The sequence below is a fragment of the Tolypothrix sp. PCC 7601 genome, assembly GCF_025677855.1.
GTDB classification, from domain to species: domain Bacteria; phylum Cyanobacteriota; class Cyanobacteriia; order Cyanobacteriales; family Nostocaceae; genus Aulosira; species Aulosira diplosiphon.
Map to the genome: position 1 here is coordinate 1,589,301 of NZ_CP064879.1, position 18,441 is coordinate 1,607,741.

Genomic DNA, 18,441 nt, shown 5'->3' on the forward strand with positions numbered 1-18,441 from the left:
TATAAAATTTAAACTACGCTGATTGTCAGGAGAAAAACTAAAAAATCTTAAGAGTTTGGGTAAAACCCATTGATGAACTATGATTTTGAAATCGATTCTAGGGCTGAAATATTTTCAGCATTCCCAACCAAGATTACACAAATACAGAAAATAACGAGAGAATGTTGACTGGTACAATGCTATACATAATTTTTCATGACCTCAAATTTTGCTGTTATATGAGTAGATAAGTGGTATCACAAATAACTTGACTGTGATTCTATTGTAAAAAATTAATAACATTGCTACCCTGATAATTAAATCTCCAATTGATCCCCTCTGTTTATCTATATGACAAAATATAGATAAAAAGTGACAATTTGCTGTAGCCAGCTTAAGTCATAAATATTATCTTTACTTCCGTAATATTGCTTAAAATAATCTCTAAGGATAAGTAATATTAGTAACAAATTATCTAAACTTTTGTAGTGTAAGCATAGGCACCACTTTTAACTGAGCACTTTTTTAGTGAGTTTAGCCAGTAAATTAGAAGTAGGACGTAAAAAATAAACTGATGAATGCGATCGCTTCTTGTCTGGCATCTATCGTCAATGCAGAAAATGCTGTTTACTTTTGGGAAAATATATCACCCACACTTCAAGAATCAATCCAAAAGGCAATTATTGGGGGAAAATCTCCCAGTTGTCTTGTCTATCCTCATACCCAAGAACAACTAGCGGCGATAATTGCCGAAGCACACCGTAAAAATTGGCGTATCCTTCCCTGCGGTAGTGCTAGTAAACTAGGCTGGGGTGGTTTAGCTCAAAATATTGATGTGCTTGTCAGTACAGAACGCATCAATCGCTTAATTGAACATGCTGTTGGCGATTTGACGGTAACAGTAGAAGCGGGCATGAAATTTTCTCAACTTCAAGGTATTTTGGCTAATTATCGGCAATTTCTCGCCCTTGACCCCACTGCAGCAGATTTGGCAACCATTGGTGGTATCGTTGCTACAGCGAATACAGGTTCTCTTAGACAACGTTATGGTAGTGTACGCGACCAGTTGTTAGGTATTACCTTTGTCCGTGCTGATGGCGAAATTGCTAAAGCTGGGGGAAGAGTTGTCAAAAATGTGGCTGGATATGACCTGATGAAGTTATTTACTGGGTCTTATGGCACATTGGGAATTATTACTCAAGTTACCTTTCGGGTTTATCCTCAGCAACAGACATCAGCGACAGTAGTATTAACTGGTACAGAGGCGGCGATATCACAAGCTGCTGCTACTTTGAGAGGTTCTGCCTTAACACCAACCCAAGCTGATTTATTATCTACTAAACTAGTTGATAGTTTAGAATTAGGTAAAGGATTAGGCTTAATTGCCCGGTTCCAAAGTATTAGTGAGAGTGTCAAAGAACAGGCGAATAGATTATTAGAAGTTGGGCAAAAGTTGGGATTGGCGGGAGTAATTTATCAAGGAAAGGAAGAGGCTGATTTATGGCAGAGATTGCCAGAACAAATGCACTCTGCTGCTCTTAATTTACCAATTACCTGCAAAATAGGAGTATTACCTAACGCGGCTGTAGAAGTTCTCAGTCGAGTAGAAATGGGGTTGATTCATATTAGTAGTGGCTTGGGAGTATTGTCCTTAGATAGCCAAAAGCGAGTTTTGCAAATACGTGATATTTGTCAAAATTATGGCGGGTTTCTTTCGATTTTGGCTGCACCAAATACGGTGAAAGAAAAATTGGATGTTTGGGGATATACGGGTAATGCTGTGGAGTTGATGAGACGGATTAAAGCACAGTTTGATCACAAAAATATTTTAAGTCCTGGTCGGTTTGTTGGGGGAATTTAGGGATTGGGGATTGGGGACTGGGGATTGGGGACTGGGGAATGAGAAAAGTCTGACACTCAGAACTCAGAACTCAGAACTCAGAACTCAGAACTCAGAACTCAGCACTCAGAACTCAGCGCTCAAAAAAGAGGGGAAAAAGTAATATGCAAGTTTCAGAAAATTCTGTGAATAATACGGCGAGTATCAAAAATTTGCAGGGATTTGATGGAAGTCACCCACCAGATCCCAAGTTAATTGATAGTTGTGTACATTGTGGATTTTGTCTTTCTACTTGTCCTAGTTATCGGGTGTTGGGTAAAGAGATGGATTCTCCCAGGGGACGTATCTATTTAATGGATGCGATTAATGAAGGTGAAATTGCACTGAATACGGCTACGGTAGAACATTTTGATTCTTGTTTGGGGTGTTTGGCTTGTGTGACAACTTGTCCTTCTGGTGTGCAGTATGACAAGTTAATTTCTGCTACTCGCCATCAAGTTGAACGCAATTATTCCCGCAGTTTACCCGATCAGCTGGTTCGGCAATTAATATTTACTTTATTTCCTAACCCCGACCTTTTAAGAATCTTACTCATACCGTTGCTGGCTTATCAAAAGTTAGGGGTTTCTAAATTCATTCGCGCTACGGGTTTATTGAAAAATATATCTCCCCGGTTAGCAGCAATGGAATCTATTTTGCCAGACATTACTTTAAAAACTTTTCAAAGTAATTTACCAACTGTTATCCGTGCAAAAGGTGAGAAACGCTATCGTGTGGGGGTAATTTTGGGATGTGTGCAAAGGCTATTTTTCTCGCCTGTTAATGAAGCAACGGTGCGGGTGTTGACGGCGAATGGTTGTGAGGTGGTGATTCCTCAATCCCAGGGATGTTGTGCGGCGCTTCCCGAACACCAAGGACAAACGGAACAGGCGAAGGCTTTGGCGAGACAGATGATTGATAGTTTTGCTAATACGAATGTCGATTTTGTGATTATCAATGCTGCTGGTTGTGGACATACATTGAAAGAATACGGTCATATTTTAGAAGATGACCCAGAATATCGGGAAAAGGCGCAAGCATTTGCTGCTAAGGTGAAAGATGCTCAAGAGTTTTTAGCAACTGTAGGTTTAACAGCGAAATTGTTGCCGATTACTGATCAACCTGTGAATTTAGTTTATCAAGATGCTTGTCATTTATTGCATGGGCAAAAGATTAGTGTGCAACCACGTCAATTGTTACGCCAAATTCCAGGGGTGAAATTAAGTGAACCTTTGGATGCAGCTTTGTGTTGTGGCAGTGCAGGTGTTTATAATATGTTGCAACCAGAAGTTGCGGAAGAATTGGGTCAGCAAAAGGTGCAGAATTTGCTGAATACTGGTGCAGAGTTAATCGCTTCTGCGAATCCTGGTTGTACATTGCAGATTACCAAGCATTTGCAATTGCAAGGTAAGAATATTTCTGTAATTCACCCGATGGAGTTGTTAGATTATTCAATTCGGGGGGAGAAGTTGAAGATTTGAGGAGATGAGGGAGATGAGGGAGATGAGGGGGATGAGGGAGTGTATGACCCAATACTGCGTTTAACCCAACATTTTCGGGAGTTTGTTGGGTTTCACTACGTACCTCTCTAAGGAAGCAAGCCACAAACCAACCTTGTATCTTCAGGTTTTTATGCTGGCTTATAGGGATATCACAGTTTCAGCAGATTGTCCTTGCGCGTGACGGGAGCGAAGATGTAAAGTGATTTCCGTATCAAGTCGCTTGAGGAAAATGAGGAGTTTTGCCTCGCTGAACCGTTGAAACTCTCCTTTCATTAAATGAGATACTTCTGGCTGAGGAATACCAAGAAGTTCGCTGATTTCGCGCTGTTTGAGATTGCGTTGTTTGAGAAGGCGGAGTACCTGAATCCCGATTTTACCCCGCGTAAAAAGTTCATCTGCATTCTCTAAACCGAGATCAACAAATACATTACCACTGCTTTCTTCAAAACCGGGTTCCTGAGTCATTGTTGTTTCTCTCTTGCTACCGCATCTTTATAGCGTTGTTTAATCAAGTCAGATTGAGTTGGAAGTCTCTAAATGCGGCTAAATCGTTCTATGATTCAGGAATTGCAGGAATGGGATTTGCAATCATAGATTTTTTTTTAGCAAAAGCTACTTTGACATCAGCAATCGCAGCAATTCGACCTGCAATCATAGATATTTTTTTAGCAAAAGTTAGTTTGACATCAGCAATCGCAGCAATTGCACTTGTAAGCATAGATATTTTTTTAGCAAAAGCTGCTTTAACATCAACAATTGCAGCTGATGTCAAAGCAAAAGTTAGTTTAACACCAGCAAGAGTTGGTTTTGCGATGCCTACGGCGGGCTACGCCTACGCAAAAATAGATTTGGTAGAAATATTGGCTTAAAATTCACTCAGCCTTTTCTCGCCGTTGCTGGAGTTTCATCATGATTTCGGCGTGCATTTCCCTTGTAATGGGGTAAAAGTAGGTTAAAACTAAACCCGCAATTAAACAAACGGTAGGTAAGGGGCCGACTGCGAGGCGGATAGCGAGTAATGCTGATTCTGGTTGTGTGGGTAGTGTAGTTTGTCCGGCTACTGCTTCTTTAAAACCATAAGCTTGTAAGGCGTTTCCGACTAAAAATAAGCCGAAGGCTAAACCAAATTTTTGCAGCAATACCATGAAACCATAAAATACTCCCTCGCGGCGCTGTCCGGTTTGCAGTTCATCTAATTCGATGACATCGGGAATCATTGACCAGGGAACGAGATAGGCTGTAGAGACACCAAACCCTGCCATGATTGCCATGATGTACATTAAGGTAAGTTGTCCTGGTTGTAAGTAATAAAGTCCGGCGGCGGCGATAATCCATAAAATCATGCCGAGAAAATAGACAACTTTTTTGCCTACTTTTTTACTCAAATTACTCCAGAAAAATAACATCACTAGTGCTGTTCCTTGGACAGCAACCATCACTTTGGGGACATCCGCATCTTTCAGACCCATACAGTTAACAACAAAAAAAGGAATAATACTGGCTGTAATTTGTACGCCTAACCAAGAACAGAGATATATACCGATGACGAAGAGAAAAGGTTTGTTGGTGAAGGCGATTTTGATTTGTTCGGGAAAGGGGAGAGATTGCGGTTCTTCTAGTTGAATGCGTTTAGCTTCAAATGCTAACACGCGATCGCGTGTCCCATAAACACACCAATATAAGGCTAAGACGGAAATTACAGTACAAACTGCGGCTAATACTATATATTGTTGTCCGCGATCGCTAATTACAGAAGAAACAATTATTGACAATATTAAAGATAGAATACTGCCACCGATGGAAAAGGTGAAGCGAAAACTGTTTAAGCTGGTACGTTCGTCATAATCTTGGGTGAGTTCTGGTGTCATTGCTGTATAAGGCAAATTCACCACAGTGTAAAACACCTGCGATATTAACCCAATCACCACGTAATACCAGAACTTACCCCAAACACTAAATGGTGGTACAATCCACTGTAAGAAAAAGAATACTCCAAAGGGAATTGCCCCATATAATAACCAAGGCAGACGACGACCCCAGCGACGAGATTTTGTTTTATCAGTCAGAAACCCTACAAATGGATCGTTGACAGCATCCCAAATTTTGCCCACCATCAAAATACTGCCAGCTAAACCCGCCGGGATACCAGCGACATTGGTAAAGAAAACCAAGAGAAAAAATATGGCAATATTGGCAGTAATTGCTGGGCCTAAATCCCCTGCACCATAGGCTAGTTTGGTTTTAAATGGCAGTTTTTCACTGTAAGCAGAACCATCAGAATCATTCATAATATCTTGCACTCATATTAAAATAGAGAATTTGCGTGTGCTTTGAGTATTAGCCAAAAACTACATCCCTTATGCCAGACCTTTACGTTTCTTGGTCAGATTATCACCAAAAAATTGAACTACTGGCTGCTAAGATTTATCAATCGGGTTGGCAATTCAACCAGATTGTTTGTCTTGCCAGAGGCGGACTGCGAGTTGGAGATATACTTTCCCGTATATATGACCAACCGTTGGCAATTTTAGCAACATCATCATACAGTGGCCCAGGTAAGCAAGAAAGAGGTGCATTAAACTTTTCTCGCCATATCACTATGACTACGGAAACTTTAGGTTCGCGGATTTTGCTGGTGGATGACTTGGTAGATTCTGGGGTTACACTTGAGCAAACTATTCCTTGGCTACAGCAATATAGTGAAAGTGCAATTTTAGATATTCGCACGGCTGTAATTTGGTATAAATCTTGTTCGGTTATAGAACCGGATTATTATGTTGATTATCTATCGGATAATCCCTGGATTCACCAACCTTTTGAACCCTATGAATATACGAATCCTGCGGATTTAGCTGCAAGAATGAATCAAATAAAGGCTGAAGTGTAAAGGTTTAAGTTATACCAATTCGTTATTAGGAAATAAAGCTTGGGTTAAGGGGCTTTCATACCATCAACTAAGGCAGCAGAATTGGGGGATTCTCCCCCAAACCCCCGATTGGGTGAAGTTTGTGGGGAAGGTTTCCTTCCACAAAACTTCGGACGGTTGCGTCCCCCAAACCCCCTCCAAAATTATTGTGCTGCTTTTTTGTTGAGTAATAAGCTAAACCAAATCTAGTTTGCATAATCTGAAATTGTATATTTCTTGTGGGGTGGGCATCTTGCGCGCCCAATATATGCAAGTTAAATGTGGAACAGCTTACCAATTTGAAAAAAGAATGCAACAGATTGTAGGGGCACTGGCACTGCCGTGCCCTCTAGAATAAGTAACCACGCAAAATTAATTACAGTCATTGCGAGCGCAGCGAAGCAATCTCAACCCTTGCGATTGCTTCATTCCGCTCCGCTCCATTCGCAATGACATTTTGTAATTAATTTTGTTTAACTACTTATGTTGATGTGTCGCAAACATTATTTGATTTTGTATAACTATAGCGGTTTGCAGTATGTTAAAAATCCTCTGGATTTTCTCCTAATTCCCGCAAGCGTGCAGCTAAACGTTCTGCCCGTTGGCGTTCCGCTTCCGCCCGTTGACTTTCTGTCTCTGCTCGTTGGCGTTCCGCTTCCGCCCGTTGGCTTTCTACTTCTGCCCGTTGGCTTTCGGCTTCCGCGCGTTGGAATGCTGCTTCTTCAGGTAGGAAAACTAAATTTGACTGGCGGTCATAAAATCTTAACCAAGGGGCAGTTTCTCTGTCTATTGTTCCTTCCCAAGTTCCTAACCAAAATCCTAAGGTTTCGCACCATAACCAGCCTTGTTCATTAGCAACTAACGGCTGATAGCGAAAATTAGCATCTAAACGCCATCCTTGCAAGGAGTTAGGGTCAAAGGGATCAAAAACAAAATAATCTCTAGTTCTAAACACTCCCTCATAGAGATGTTTTTTCTCGCCTAAATCTACATTTTTGGTTGAGGGTGACATTAATTCCACAATCACATCTGGGTAGCGTCCATTTTCATCCCAGACAACCCAACCTTGGCGAGAACCAATCTCTTCGACGTTGAGAACTACAAAAAAATCTGGCCCTTTAAAATCCCGATTTCGCGCTTGTATCCGGCTATAGTAAACAAACATATTACCGCCAGCAAAATAATCATTGCGGTCTGACCAAGCTTGTTGCAATGACCGGATTAAAACATTCATCCCAATACGGTGGCGGTTACTTTCCAAAGGTTCTCCGTCATCAAATATTAAATCTGTTGGTGGTGGAGTAGGTTCCCAGTCTGATTCAGGGGGCGCTGGGACACTCTGGCTTTCAGTAATGTTAGTTGACATGGCATAACCTGATATTTGTCATTGGTCATTGGTCATTTGTCATTTGTCATTTGTCATTGGGTAATTGGTAATCTCTCCCCCTTATCCCCATTTCCCCTTCCCCCTTCCCCATTCCTCAAAATAGCCACAGCCAAAAAGGTAATGTAATTAATAATACTATTGCACCTAATGCTAAGGCTGTGACAGCTAAATCGCGGTCAAGATTGAAGGTTTCGGCAAGTACTAGCGTGGCAAAGGCTGGGGGCATAGCCATTTGTAGGACGATTACTTTGGCTGGTGAACCAGTGACACCAAAAAACGGTAATGTGCAACCTAGAAATAAGGGAACTATTAACATTTTAATTGCCAAGCTCATTCCTACTTTGGGGATGTTACTCCAAGACTTTAATTGTGAGAGTCGCATCCCAATTAATACTATGGATAAGGCTAAAGATGTCCAAGCCAATTTATCTAAGCAAAATTCCAGCGCAAAGGGAATTTTTAACTGTCGCAACAGTAAGCCAAAGCCGAAACTCCATAAAGCAGGATTAATCAATATGGCTTTGGCTACTTCTGCATAATTATGCTTACTATTGCCAAAATTAGCTGCTAGCGCTACTCCTAAGCCGTAAGCACCAAAGAGTGTGCCTAGTAAATCGTAGAACAGCGCCCAAGCGAAGTATTTTTCTCCTAGCATTGCTAAGGTAATAGGAAAGCCGAGATAACCTGTATTCCCTACCATTGCTGCTAATAGGAAACTTCCTTGAGTTGGTGGCTGCGGCATGGTATTTGTGAGATAGGCTTGTCCTTTAATTGCTAGCCAAGCTAAAAAAGCCCCTAGGAAAATGGCAAGGTATGCGATCGCAGGTGCAATCCAAATTTGTCCTGATAAGTCGGTTTTGTATAGAAAAAATACAATGCTTATAGGTACTCCTACCCAAAAAAGGAAGTAAGCTACACCTGAGGGAACTGTACTTGGTAGTTTACGTCCGAGGACGAATCCAATCAGGACTAGCCCCACTAACTTGACATATAGTGCTAAAAGATTTATCAAGATTGCACCTAAAAACGCTGACGTAAAATCCTAACGCTTGCGTTTATTTTTATCCAGTCTACAATCTGTTATGGCTATTCAAAAAAAGCAGGAGTGAACTCTTGAATAAAGCTGGGTTTTCTGGAGAACCTCAACACTCTTCGGCTGCTTCTGGTGATGATATTCCAGCAGCTTTACGCGATGCTCCCGATGCTAAACCTAAGGTGGGATTAAAACCGATGGTTTTGCTCGTTGGGGGAGTATTTGCATTTGTCCTGCTTGCTGTGAGTAGTGGCTTTGTCTTTTTCATTCTTTCTCCCAAAAGAACAGCCAATTCTCAACCTTCACCCACTAGTTTACCGACACCAACATCTGATAGTGCTGCTAACTCTCAGAGTAGCAATACTGATACTGTATTAGGACATTTAGCATACGCAGAAGCGCCAGAATCAGAACTAGCAGTAATTCCTGGTAGTGGGCGCATTAGAATGCGAAAAACTGCTGCGGAAAAGTTTCAAGCCATGAAACAAGCAGCACGCAGCGCCGGGGTAATTTTAGTACCAATTTCTGGCTTCCGTTCTGTCAAAGAACAAGAGCAGTTATTTTTTGCGGTGGGCGCGCAACGCAATCAAACACCAGCCGAAAGAGCTGCACTCAGTGCGCCTCCTGGTCATAGCGAGCATCACACAGGCTATGCTGTAGATGTTGGTGATGGCGCAGTTCCAGCCACTAATCTGCAAGCTAACTTTGACAATACCAAAGCTTATCAGTGGCTGGAAGCAAACGCTGCCCGTTTTGGTTTTGAAATGTCCTTTCCTAAGGATAATGCACAAGGTGTCAGTTATGAACCTTGGCACTGGCGTTTTGTAGGCGATCGCGATAGTTTAGAAACCTTCTACAAAGCCAAGAATTTAAAACCAACTCCCACACCCGAAACAACGCCAAAATAATTCGTAATTCGTAATACCCTACGGGAAGCGCAAAGCGCTACGTAATTCGTAATTAATAAAAGTTTCAGACAAGGATTTATACCATGTCCGAAACTTTTGCTATTTGTCTAATCAAATCCCTAGCTTTTCCTTAAGAGATTATTTATAAAGTGGTAGGATGCGTTAGCGCTAGCGTAACGCATCCGCGCCAAAGCTTTTTTTTGCGTTACATCTGACTGATATTTTTGCAGAAATCAAATCGGATTCCTATAATATTTTTCTCTATCTTGTTAAGGGATTTTCAAGAAATAAATTATTCCATCTTGTGGGGCGGGCATCTTGCCCGCCACATAAACTGGGCGGACAAGATGTCCACCCCACAATAAATACTGGGATATTTTTTTATTTGGAAGTCCCTAAGCAACAGCAGATTGCAATTTTATGAGGTCAAGATAATCTGAGGGCATATGGCTGTGTCCCTATAAGCGTAAATCATTGAGTGGAAATAGACTGTAGGTAACCTGATTTAACGCTTCTATCGTCATCATTATATAGAGATTGACAAGGAATATTAAAGATTATCCCTAAAGCAAGCTGATGCGTTAGGGTCGAGCAAAAATTTTAATTAGGAACAGCGCATCTACTTAATTGCATAAAACTTTTTCATCAAACCTAATACTTATTGAACGCAGCCTAATACTAAATTTTTAATTTTTAGGAGTCAGAAGATGAAAGTATTTTCTCATGTTTCCCAAATGGCAGCTTTAGTTGCTATTTTGTCTCCTATGCTGACGATAGATACTGCTCATGCACAGCAGAGCTATCCTTTAACCTGTCGTGGTGGTGGTACGCTGAGTATACAAAACGATGGTAGCAACGGTGTAAGAATCAATTTCCAAGCTGGGCCAGGAGCCGCACCCCAGGGTTTATCTCCTGGTCAGTGTACCTGGTCGGATCGGGCGTTTAGGTCTGGTGAGCCAACAACTATCTGCGATAGTGGCTCAAGTGCAGCGCAATATGTAGCTTTGTTAGTTCGCTCAAATCAGTACCCAATTTTGCAAGTTTACAACGATGGTCACGGCTGTATGAAAGTGACCAGGGTTGGCCCTTAGAAATGGTTTATCAAGTAAACCTTAAATTCTAAGGTGCGTTTGCGATCGCATAACGCCCTATCTTTCTCGGTGCGTTACGGCTAATTAAGTAGTCTGACAGAATTAATTACACAATGTCATTGCGAATGGAGCGAAGCGGAATGAAGCAATCGCAGGGGTTGGGATTGCTTCACTTCGTTCGCAATGACTGTAAATATTTTTGTCCGGCTACTTATCACTCTTTTAAGTTCCGAAATCCTTGCACAGCCGTAACACACCCTACATCTGCTGCTTGTGAAAAATGCAGCATATCCATTCTTTATTAATGTTATGCAATAGCAATTAACTCAATATCTCTGATGCATAATCAGCGTAAATAAGTAAAATCCAGCCACAGCAAATATAAAAATTATAGTTGCAGAATATACTATTACATCCTTTAAAAGAAATAGTATCCAATCTTTTCTCAGTTCTTGTTTAAATTTGAGTTCTCGCAACTTGCGCTCAAGTTCTGTATCTTCTTTGGAAGGTAAACTAAGATAACCATTTGTATATATTTCATCAATAATTTCTTCACTAGAATCTTTTTCTTGCCAATTATCAACCTTGGCGACAAACCTATCTAATGTATTATGTGTTTGATTTGATGCAAGCGCTAAATTATCATTTTTAACTTTCTCTATTTCTGCCAATGTATTAGAAGTTTGATTTAATGCAATTCCTAAATTATCTTTTTTCAGCTTCCCTAATTCTTTCTTAATCACTTTTTTGACAGTTTTGGTGATCAAAGCTTCTAATTTTTTTGTTGCCATGTGTTGTTAAAAGATTTTCTTGCATAGCCTTTCTGCTTAGATTTTACCGGAATTGAATGTTAAGCAAATGAAGTGGCGGCTACTCAACCCGTCACAACTGCAATTTTACCAGAGCCAACTAACGGGCGAGTCAAGCATTAGTATTATATACCTATATCATAGAGCGATCGCCTGTTGCGAAAGTGCGATCGCTTCGTTATATCCAATCTTTTTAAGGCAAGATCCAGTTTTCGAGTTTTAGCCCAGTGATGCGATTGTAATGACGAGTATTGTTAGTAACTAAAATATAATTTTCTGTAAGTGCAACACTAGCAATCAGTAAATCAAACTCAGTAATTGGTTGTCCTAGTCTGCGGAGTTCTGCTTTTAATTCTCCAAACTTTTTGAGAGCAGGAGTATTTAAAGGTACAACGGGCAAATTTTGAATAAATTCTTCTGCACGAGCTAAATTTTCCGCTATTCGTTGAGAATTATAAGCACCAAAATACAACTCAGCAACCGTTATACTGCAAATAGAAATTTGCTCCCATCCTATTTCTCTAACTTTAGTTCTGACTGAATTAATATCTTTTATCCAATAAATACAAGTATCAGTATCAAGTAGATAAGTCATAAACTAATGTCACGGTTAGAAATAGTACGACTATCATAAATGTCTTTGACTATTTCCTCTGCACTGCGTTCATCTTCCCAAGGGCCAAGCCTTTCCATAAACGTATCTAATGGATGCTGTTTTGGCTGCTCAGATGGAAAAATGATTTCATTTGCTATCAGTTGATTTGCTTCTGGAACTCCTAATTTTTTGGTTTCTTCTTTAGCTATAACCATAATTTGCATCAATGTTATAGCCTGACGTAGAACATCACTTTTACTTGTGCCAATTTTTGTTGACAGTTCTTCTAATACTTGATTAAGTTCTGGTGATAAATCTAGGTTCAACCGAACCATACCGTTAATATCGCTCATGCTGTCATCCCCGGATTGTTAGACGGACATCTTCCCAATCTTGAACAGTCATTTCTGTTGCTTCTCCAGAGTTTAATCCTTCCAGAAGCATTGTTTCAAGACTTTCTGTAGCTTTCTGTTTTTGATCTTGTCGCACTAATTCACGAAAATATTCACTAACACTGCTGTAACCACCTTGAGTTACCTATTCTTCTACGTAAGCTTGCATGGTTTCAGGTAAGGAAATATTGATACTTTTCACAAGGGTTATTTCCTGAATCTGTTTTTGTACATTATGGCAGTTTTTAGCATTTCATGTTACTGCACAAAAGATGTTATTTGGGATTGAATAGAGAATGCTAGGTTGGCGACAGATGGGCAAATGGTAACTTATTGTTAGATTTTGATGCTATCTGGGCATATTGTAATTATCCAGTAAGTAGCATTAAAACAGGGTAAACATTATGTTGACTATACAATGGCAAGAAGAAATTGTAGCGCTACAGCAAAGCCTGAGACATGAAATTACCAGAATATCAGGTGGCTCAGAAATTAATGTAATCAAGCATATTTGCATCAATAACTTAAAAGCCAAGCTAGAAAGATTAGAAGAAATTGATAAAATTTTAAATATAGAAAAATATAAAATTGTTTTTATCGGCACTATCGGACAAGGTAAGACAACCGCTATTTGTCATCTTTTTAATTTAATCAGTGACTTCAGAGTTTCTAAAACAATTAATGGCAAAAGTAAAGATGTAATTGAAACTAGAGAGTTACTCTCAACTGGATCAGGTAAAACTACTATATGTGAAGTCATTATCAAAGCTGCTGATAAAACTTACATAGAGATAGAGCCTTATACCATTGATGAGATGGAGAATCTTATTTTTGAATTTTGCGACTATATTGCAAATAAAGAAAATACTCAAGTTGAACAGAGAATAATTATTTCAGAAGAAATTCAAAGAGCTATTAGGAATGTTATAGAACTAAAAAAAGTTACTAAATCAGTCACAGACGGCGAAAAAAGTAAAACTATTACATTCGATAAGGCTAAAGAATTATTTGATGAATCAGGAATAGATGTATTAAAAAAGACTGCAGTTGATAATGCGAACTTAGAATCAAGAACTGCTACTAAAATTGAGTTTGATAATCAAAGTAAAGAGCAAGAATGGATAAAAAATAACTTTGATGATATCAATAATGTCCGGTTGAAAGACTTTGCTATACCAAGAAAAATTTATCTTTATGTAAGCAATGATGTTTTATCTGGATCAAACTTGTCTCAGTTCGATTCTGTTGTCGATACAAAAGGACTTGATGAGAATCCAATCCGCAAGGACTTGCATAAATATATTGATAGTCAAGATAGCATTTGTCTTTTTGTAACTCCTTTCAATTCTGCTCCTGAAGCTAATATTACAAAATTAATAGGTTATCATTTGACATCCAAATCAAAAGAATTTCATCATAGATTTGTTACTTTGGTACTACCTCACAAAGGGGAGCCTGAAAAAGTACATGACTCTGATGGAGATAGGGAATTAGGAATTAAAATTAGACAAGATCAAGTTCAATCTACATTTAAGAACTTAAATTTAGAATTCTTCCAAGATAATATTTTGTTCTACGACTCCTTGCGATACTATCGTGATGATATAGTCAAGGTATATGAAGACTATCAAGAAGAAGTACAGGAAGATAAAGATGAGTTGATCACAGCGATAACCGATGTCATAGAACGTAGACGCAATCTTTTATTAGATGAAATTAAGAATATTCGAGTAAGCTTTGGAAAAATAAAAAATGGTGATGCTTTAACCTTCTCAGAAATCAAAGCAATTGAGAACGCTATTCAGAAGATAGAAAATGTACGAGACTTGAGTAAAAGAGTACCTAGTTTTGTTTATGAAAATTTTGTTGAGCAATATGTTGAATTCTATCGTATTACTTATAAAGCATGGAATACGAAACACGCTATACATAGAAATTTTGGTTACTATGAACCAAGAGATATAGATATATATTACGATGCAAAAGTTTTTTCTGAAGGAATAGATGAAGATGAAATGCTGAAGAAATTTACTAGAGAAGTTAAACAGGAATTAGAAAATATCTTGTATGAGCTTACATCTGCAAACGAATCTTTAAAGACACTTATCCCTGAATTAGTAAAAGAATTTTACGGCTTATATGACGATTTTGTAGATAAAGTAGGAACAGACATTGAAGAGGAGTTGATAAGAAAGTTACTACCTCGCAGTCAAGATTCTAAGTTTTGGAATGCGCTACTTGCTGAAAAAGGTAAGCAAAGAAAGAAAGGGGAAACTTTTGCAGGTAACGTATGTGAGATATTTAAACGAGAACTGGAACTTGAAGCAAATTTGAATCAATTTTTCCAGAGCAAAGCTGAAGAGCATTGGAAGGAATTAGTTGATAAAATTCTCAGCTTCTTTGGAGAAAAATAGAAAAGTTGCAATAGCACCGTTAATACACATATTAGGGCGCAATTATATTGCGCTCTTAAAAACATTGTATTTACTATATAGTTAATTTTAAGAAAAAAATTATGGCTTATGCATATTTAGAACGAGAAATTCATGAAAAGCTAGAAATTTATGTTAAAAAATATAACCAACAATATACAAAATGTTTGATTAGAGGTATAGAAATACCACTTAATGGCAGGCCAGAAGAGTTAGTTAGGCAAATATTTCTTCATTTTCTTATTAAAGAAAGTACATTATTGCCAGATAAAATTACTATTAAAGTTGAAACTAATAATCATGATATAGAAATATATAAAAAACAAAAAAATGAAACCTTCAAGCCGCATCAAAATCCTTTAATAATTGTGGAGGTCAAACGAGAAGATGTTAAATTGCAAAATTATTTTGCTCAGATAGAACGCTATTTAACAAATTCAGGTTGCAATATTGGAATTTTGTATAACTATCATGAAATTGTCACTTTAACTAAAAATTTTAATAAATTTGAGATATATTATCTTAAAAAATTGATAGAAATACAAGAATTAATTTTACAAGTAAACAGCACTAATGATGAAAATTTATTCGCTTTTCAAAATGCTCAAAATGGAAATATTGAAAGTTTTCTTTATCTAATCCATAAATATGGTGAGTATACTAATCATAGAATAATTTTTAAGTTGAAACACCATTCCTCAGCGATAGAAGGAAATTTATTTTATATAAAAAAAGATAAAATTTATTATAAAATATGTGGGCAATATCATAAAAAATACCAAAGTTTTGATTTTCAAGATTTTGAAAAACTAATTTCTATACTTTATTAAAAAACCACAGATGCACATCAATATTTATCTGCGTTCATCTGCGTGCATCTGCGGTTAATTATTCCAATCTCAATCCTAATGTACTAACTCAATTGCCCGCTTCGTCAACGCCTCCGCAGTCAATCCATTAAACGCCATCAACTCACCAGCACTCGCGGTAGTTTCCCCACGCTTCCATGCAAAAGTATCGCGCTTAGAATTACTCCGCAACATAATTGGTTCCAGCATCGCCGGCGCGCCACCAGTAACACCAATTAATGCATCGCCATCAAATAATTCGGCAAATTTGGCATCATCTAAGAAACCGCCATCGGCTTCGGAACAAGTATCCCATGCAGTATCATCAGGACGATACAAACGGCGAGGATTAATAATAGAAACTATCTTCGCACCAATACCTTCAGTTTCTAAAAATGCTGCTGCTTCAAATACTGGCATTAATGTCATATCACCAATGACAGCAAACACAACTTGCTGATCACCTGGAACTTCATGCAATACTACTGCACCGTCGCGTAAACCTTGACGAGTTTGTTCTAAAGTGGTGCGAATTGGCAAAGGTGATTTACTTGCAGTAATCACAATTCCCTTGTTTTTAGTTTGCAATGCCCAGTCATAACAAGCTTGAATACTGTTAGCATCGGGGGGGAATAATGGGAACACATTGCCAGTTCGCATTAAGGAAGCAAAATAAGCTTCAATTTCGGGACGTTGGTGTGTCCAACCATTACGTCCTTGCTCTAATGCACCAGCAGTAAATAATGTAATTGTTGAGGGAGTTTGACGGCGCAATTCTGCCATTGCTTGAGTGACAGTTTGCCAAATTGGTAATCCATTGATGGCAAAAGATTCATAAGAACACCACAATGTTCTGGCACCCATTAATGACAACCCAGTAGCTAAACCAGCACAAGCATCTTCACTCAATGGTTCGTAAACTTGTCCGTTGGGTGCTTGATTATATAAGTCGTCGGTTGTGGGGTGAATAATCTTTAATGCTTGGTTAATATTGGCAATTCCTGATGCTTCATTACCATCGGCATTAGTTACTAAGAAATTGGGATCTTTTTTCCCGACAATTCCGACTAATCTTCCCATTGCAGTTGTCGAAACTTTTGGTTCCCCACCTACTGCATATTCTTCTAAAGGTAATTCGCCTAAATCTGCTAATGGTAATTCAAATTCTGTTACCACTGTTTTCGCAGCCGGGCCACCACCAGCGCGTTCGGCGTTTGTCCGCACAATTTGCCAAGCATCAGCAGATAATGCCCGTTCTTTTAAAGCGCTGACAATATGGGGAGCATCTAACGTATCTTTGGGATAGAGGTTGTGAGATTTTGACCCTCTAGCGTGAACTCCCGCACCTTTGAGTTGTTTAATGATGAAGACTGTCAGCTTACCATTCAAAGCAGAACGTGCAGCTTTATCGACTCCCAAAAGTACAGCTTTGGTAAAGGCTAACCGTTGCTCAAAGGAAAAGGCGGTACTATCAACATAATCGCCAGTTTGGTTTTTGTCGTCAAATTCTTTGGCATCGACTAACACGACTTCCTCAAAACCGTTACCTTGCCAATATGCTGTCATCTGTTCGTTAGTTTTCAGAGAAACCATACTGTGATGTTCCTGGCTGTAACCGTTCCACACCAGCACAGGTAAGAAGTTGGTGACGCTGGGATAAGCAGTGTTAAAGTGAGCCATTGAACTCATGATATAAGGTTCACCTAACCCACCATCCCCAACGGTGAAGGGGAATAATTTATCTTTATGTAACAGTGCGGCGGACATGGCGAAGTGTTGCCCTTGTCCTAAAGGCCCCGCAGGTGCGAGAATACCGGGTATGTAACCAGAAAGATGCCCTAACAGTCCATGCTTTTCGCGGAAGCGATCGCGCAATTGTTGGACAGTTAAAATACCCATATCCTCTAAAGAGCGATCGAGGAACATGGCACTATAAAATCCAGGGGCGTGGTGACCGACTTCCGTAATAATGTTTTTGTACCCTAACATGACCAGAGCCGCGTAAGCTTCCGCTTGGCTAGCAAATCCACCAGGGTGCCCAGAAGCTTTACTACCTGTGATTTGTAGCGTCAGGTAACGTAGAGCATCGGCAGCCAGTAAAGTTTGATATACGGCTACTGGATCATTCGGATCTGCGATCGCTACTTTGCCTGATTCTATAGCAGGGTTTGCACCATAGGTTTCAAAACCTGGTAACGCTTCGCCAAAATATTGAATTCCTTCGCAAAAATTAGGAAGCGCTGAAGATGCTTTAGGCGTGGTTGCTGTCATGCTGAATACCTTAAAAGGATGAGGAGAAACTGGAGATGCTCGTCCAAATTAACAAAAATTTTACAACTTCCAGGTTGCAATTTTGTAACGCCATATCAATACTTTCAGCTTACTATAGGCTATTTTCTACTAACTTTCTAGTAATTAACCTATTTTGGTACTGATGTACTGAATTTCTGGCTGGTTTTTATGTCTAGTAACTTTCTAAATTAACTGACATTAACAACTTCATTGCCTAATAGAATGCTTACTCGCATCCATGACTAGAGCTTGTAGTAAATTTTGTGTAACAAGCTACTGCAACAAATATAAAACCATTACTAGATAAGCATTAGAGCTATTTTACCAGCTATGCCCCTATTCTCTAGCTACCTAATGTAGAGCCATAGCTTAATTAACCATTGAAAAGC

At 39.1% G+C, this 18,441-nt stretch carries 17 protein-coding genes; 8 read left to right on the forward strand and 9 right to left on the reverse strand.

Annotated elements, in window-relative coordinates; all coding sequences use genetic code 11:
* The first annotated feature begins 553 nt into the window (after positions 1-553).
* Positions 554-1,840, forward strand: coding sequence for an FAD-binding oxidoreductase (locus tag HG267_RS06570; protein WP_045871698.1), 1,287 nt, complete (start codon positions 554-556; stop codon positions 1,838-1,840).
* 143 nt (positions 1,841-1,983) lie between these two features.
* Positions 1,984-3,339 (forward strand): (Fe-S)-binding protein, encoded by a 1,356-nt coding sequence (locus HG267_RS06575; protein WP_045871699.1) that lies wholly within the window; start codon positions 1,984-1,986, stop codon positions 3,337-3,339.
* 159 nt (positions 3,340-3,498) lie between these two features.
* On the opposite strand, the gene HG267_RS06580 is transcribed toward HG267_RS06575, so the two are convergent.
* Positions 3,499-3,825, reverse strand: a complete 327-nt coding sequence (locus HG267_RS06580) for a helix-turn-helix domain-containing protein (RefSeq protein ID WP_045871700.1) — start codon at positions 3,823-3,825, stop codon at positions 3,499-3,501.
* Positions 3,826-3,860: 35 nt separating this feature from the next.
* Here HG267_RS06580 and HG267_RS06585 point away from each other — a divergent pair, with 35 nt between their 5' ends.
* Complete coding sequence (locus HG267_RS06585; protein WP_155539391.1) at positions 3,861-4,229, forward strand: hypothetical protein; 369 nt, start codon at positions 3,861-3,863, stop codon at positions 4,227-4,229.
* Positions 4,230-4,232: 3 nt separating this feature from the next.
* Here the strand turns inward: HG267_RS06585 and HG267_RS06590 are convergent, their stop codons facing one another.
* Complete coding sequence (locus tag HG267_RS06590) at positions 4,233-5,648, reverse strand: MFS transporter (RefSeq protein ID WP_045871702.1); 1,416 nt, start codon at positions 5,646-5,648, stop codon at positions 4,233-4,235.
* Positions 5,649-5,719: 71 nt separating this feature from the next.
* Here HG267_RS06590 and HG267_RS06595 point away from each other — a divergent pair, with 71 nt between their 5' ends.
* Positions 5,720-6,247: a phosphoribosyltransferase gene (locus tag HG267_RS06595; RefSeq protein WP_045871703.1), complete on the forward strand. Its 528-nt coding sequence runs from the start codon at positions 5,720-5,722 to the stop codon at positions 6,245-6,247.
* A 559-nt stretch (positions 6,248-6,806) separates the two neighbouring features.
* Here the strand turns inward: HG267_RS06595 and HG267_RS06600 are convergent.
* Together HG267_RS06600 and HG267_RS06605 are read right to left on the reverse strand one after the other, a co-directional pair.
* Positions 6,807-7,631: a Uma2 family endonuclease gene (locus tag HG267_RS06600; RefSeq protein WP_045871705.1), complete on the reverse strand. Its 825-nt coding sequence runs from the start codon at positions 7,629-7,631 to the stop codon at positions 6,807-6,809.
* 115 nt (positions 7,632-7,746) lie between these two features.
* A complete protein-coding gene (locus HG267_RS06605) occupies positions 7,747-8,664 on the reverse strand; it encodes an AEC family transporter (protein WP_045871706.1) in 918 nt (305 codons plus the stop codon).
* Positions 8,665-8,765: 101 nt separating this feature from the next.
* On the opposite strand from HG267_RS06605, the gene HG267_RS06610 reads away from it, so the two are divergent.
* Together HG267_RS06610 and HG267_RS06615 are read left to right on the forward strand one after the other, a co-directional pair.
* A complete protein-coding gene (locus HG267_RS06610; RefSeq protein WP_045871707.1) occupies positions 8,766-9,593 on the forward strand; it encodes a D-alanyl-D-alanine carboxypeptidase family protein in 828 nt (275 codons plus the stop codon).
* Positions 9,594-10,300: 707 nt separating this feature from the next.
* Positions 10,301-10,684 carry a hypothetical protein gene (locus HG267_RS06615; protein WP_045871708.1) on the forward strand — a complete coding sequence of 128 codons (384 nt, stop codon included), beginning with the start codon at positions 10,301-10,303 and terminating at the stop codon, positions 10,682-10,684.
* A 326-nt stretch (positions 10,685-11,010) separates the two neighbouring features.
* Here the strand turns inward: HG267_RS06615 and HG267_RS06620 are convergent, their stop codons facing one another.
* From HG267_RS06620 to HG267_RS41705, 4 genes are all read right to left on the reverse strand, one after another.
* Positions 11,011-11,475: a hypothetical protein gene (locus HG267_RS06620; RefSeq protein ID WP_194007833.1), complete on the reverse strand. Its 465-nt coding sequence runs from the start codon at positions 11,473-11,475 to the stop codon at positions 11,011-11,013.
* A 211-nt stretch (positions 11,476-11,686) separates the two neighbouring features.
* The gene (locus tag HG267_RS06625) at positions 11,687-12,088 is read right to left on the reverse strand and encodes a type II toxin-antitoxin system VapC family toxin (protein WP_045871709.1); all 402 of its coding nucleotides are present in this window, start codon (positions 12,086-12,088) and stop codon (positions 11,687-11,689) included.
* Complete coding sequence (locus tag HG267_RS06630; RefSeq protein ID WP_096622337.1) at positions 12,085-12,441, reverse strand: CopG family transcriptional regulator; 357 nt, start codon at positions 12,439-12,441, stop codon at positions 12,085-12,087. The genes HG267_RS06625 and HG267_RS06630 overlap by 4 nt, the downstream gene beginning before the upstream one ends.
* 4 nt (positions 12,442-12,445) lie before the next feature.
* Complete coding sequence (locus HG267_RS41705) at positions 12,446-12,577, reverse strand: hypothetical protein (protein WP_304412432.1); 132 nt, start codon at positions 12,575-12,577, stop codon at positions 12,446-12,448.
* A 307-nt stretch (positions 12,578-12,884) separates the two neighbouring features.
* Between HG267_RS41705 and HG267_RS06640 the strand changes: the two genes are divergently transcribed.
* Together HG267_RS06640 and HG267_RS06645 are read left to right on the forward strand one after the other, a co-directional pair.
* On the forward strand, positions 12,885-14,894 hold the full coding sequence (locus HG267_RS06640; protein ID WP_096622340.1) for a hypothetical protein: 2,010 nt from the start codon (positions 12,885-12,887) through the stop codon (positions 14,892-14,894).
* Between the two features lie 101 nt (positions 14,895-14,995).
* Positions 14,996-15,742: a type I restriction enzyme HsdR N-terminal domain-containing protein gene (locus HG267_RS06645; RefSeq protein ID WP_045871711.1), complete on the forward strand. Its 747-nt coding sequence runs from the start codon at positions 14,996-14,998 to the stop codon at positions 15,740-15,742.
* A 75-nt stretch (positions 15,743-15,817) separates the two neighbouring features.
* Here the strand turns inward: HG267_RS06645 and HG267_RS06650 are convergent, their stop codons facing one another.
* Complete coding sequence (locus tag HG267_RS06650) at positions 15,818-18,031, reverse strand: transketolase (protein ID WP_045871712.1); 2,214 nt, start codon at positions 18,029-18,031, stop codon at positions 15,818-15,820.
* Positions 18,032-18,441: the final 410 nt, after the last annotated feature.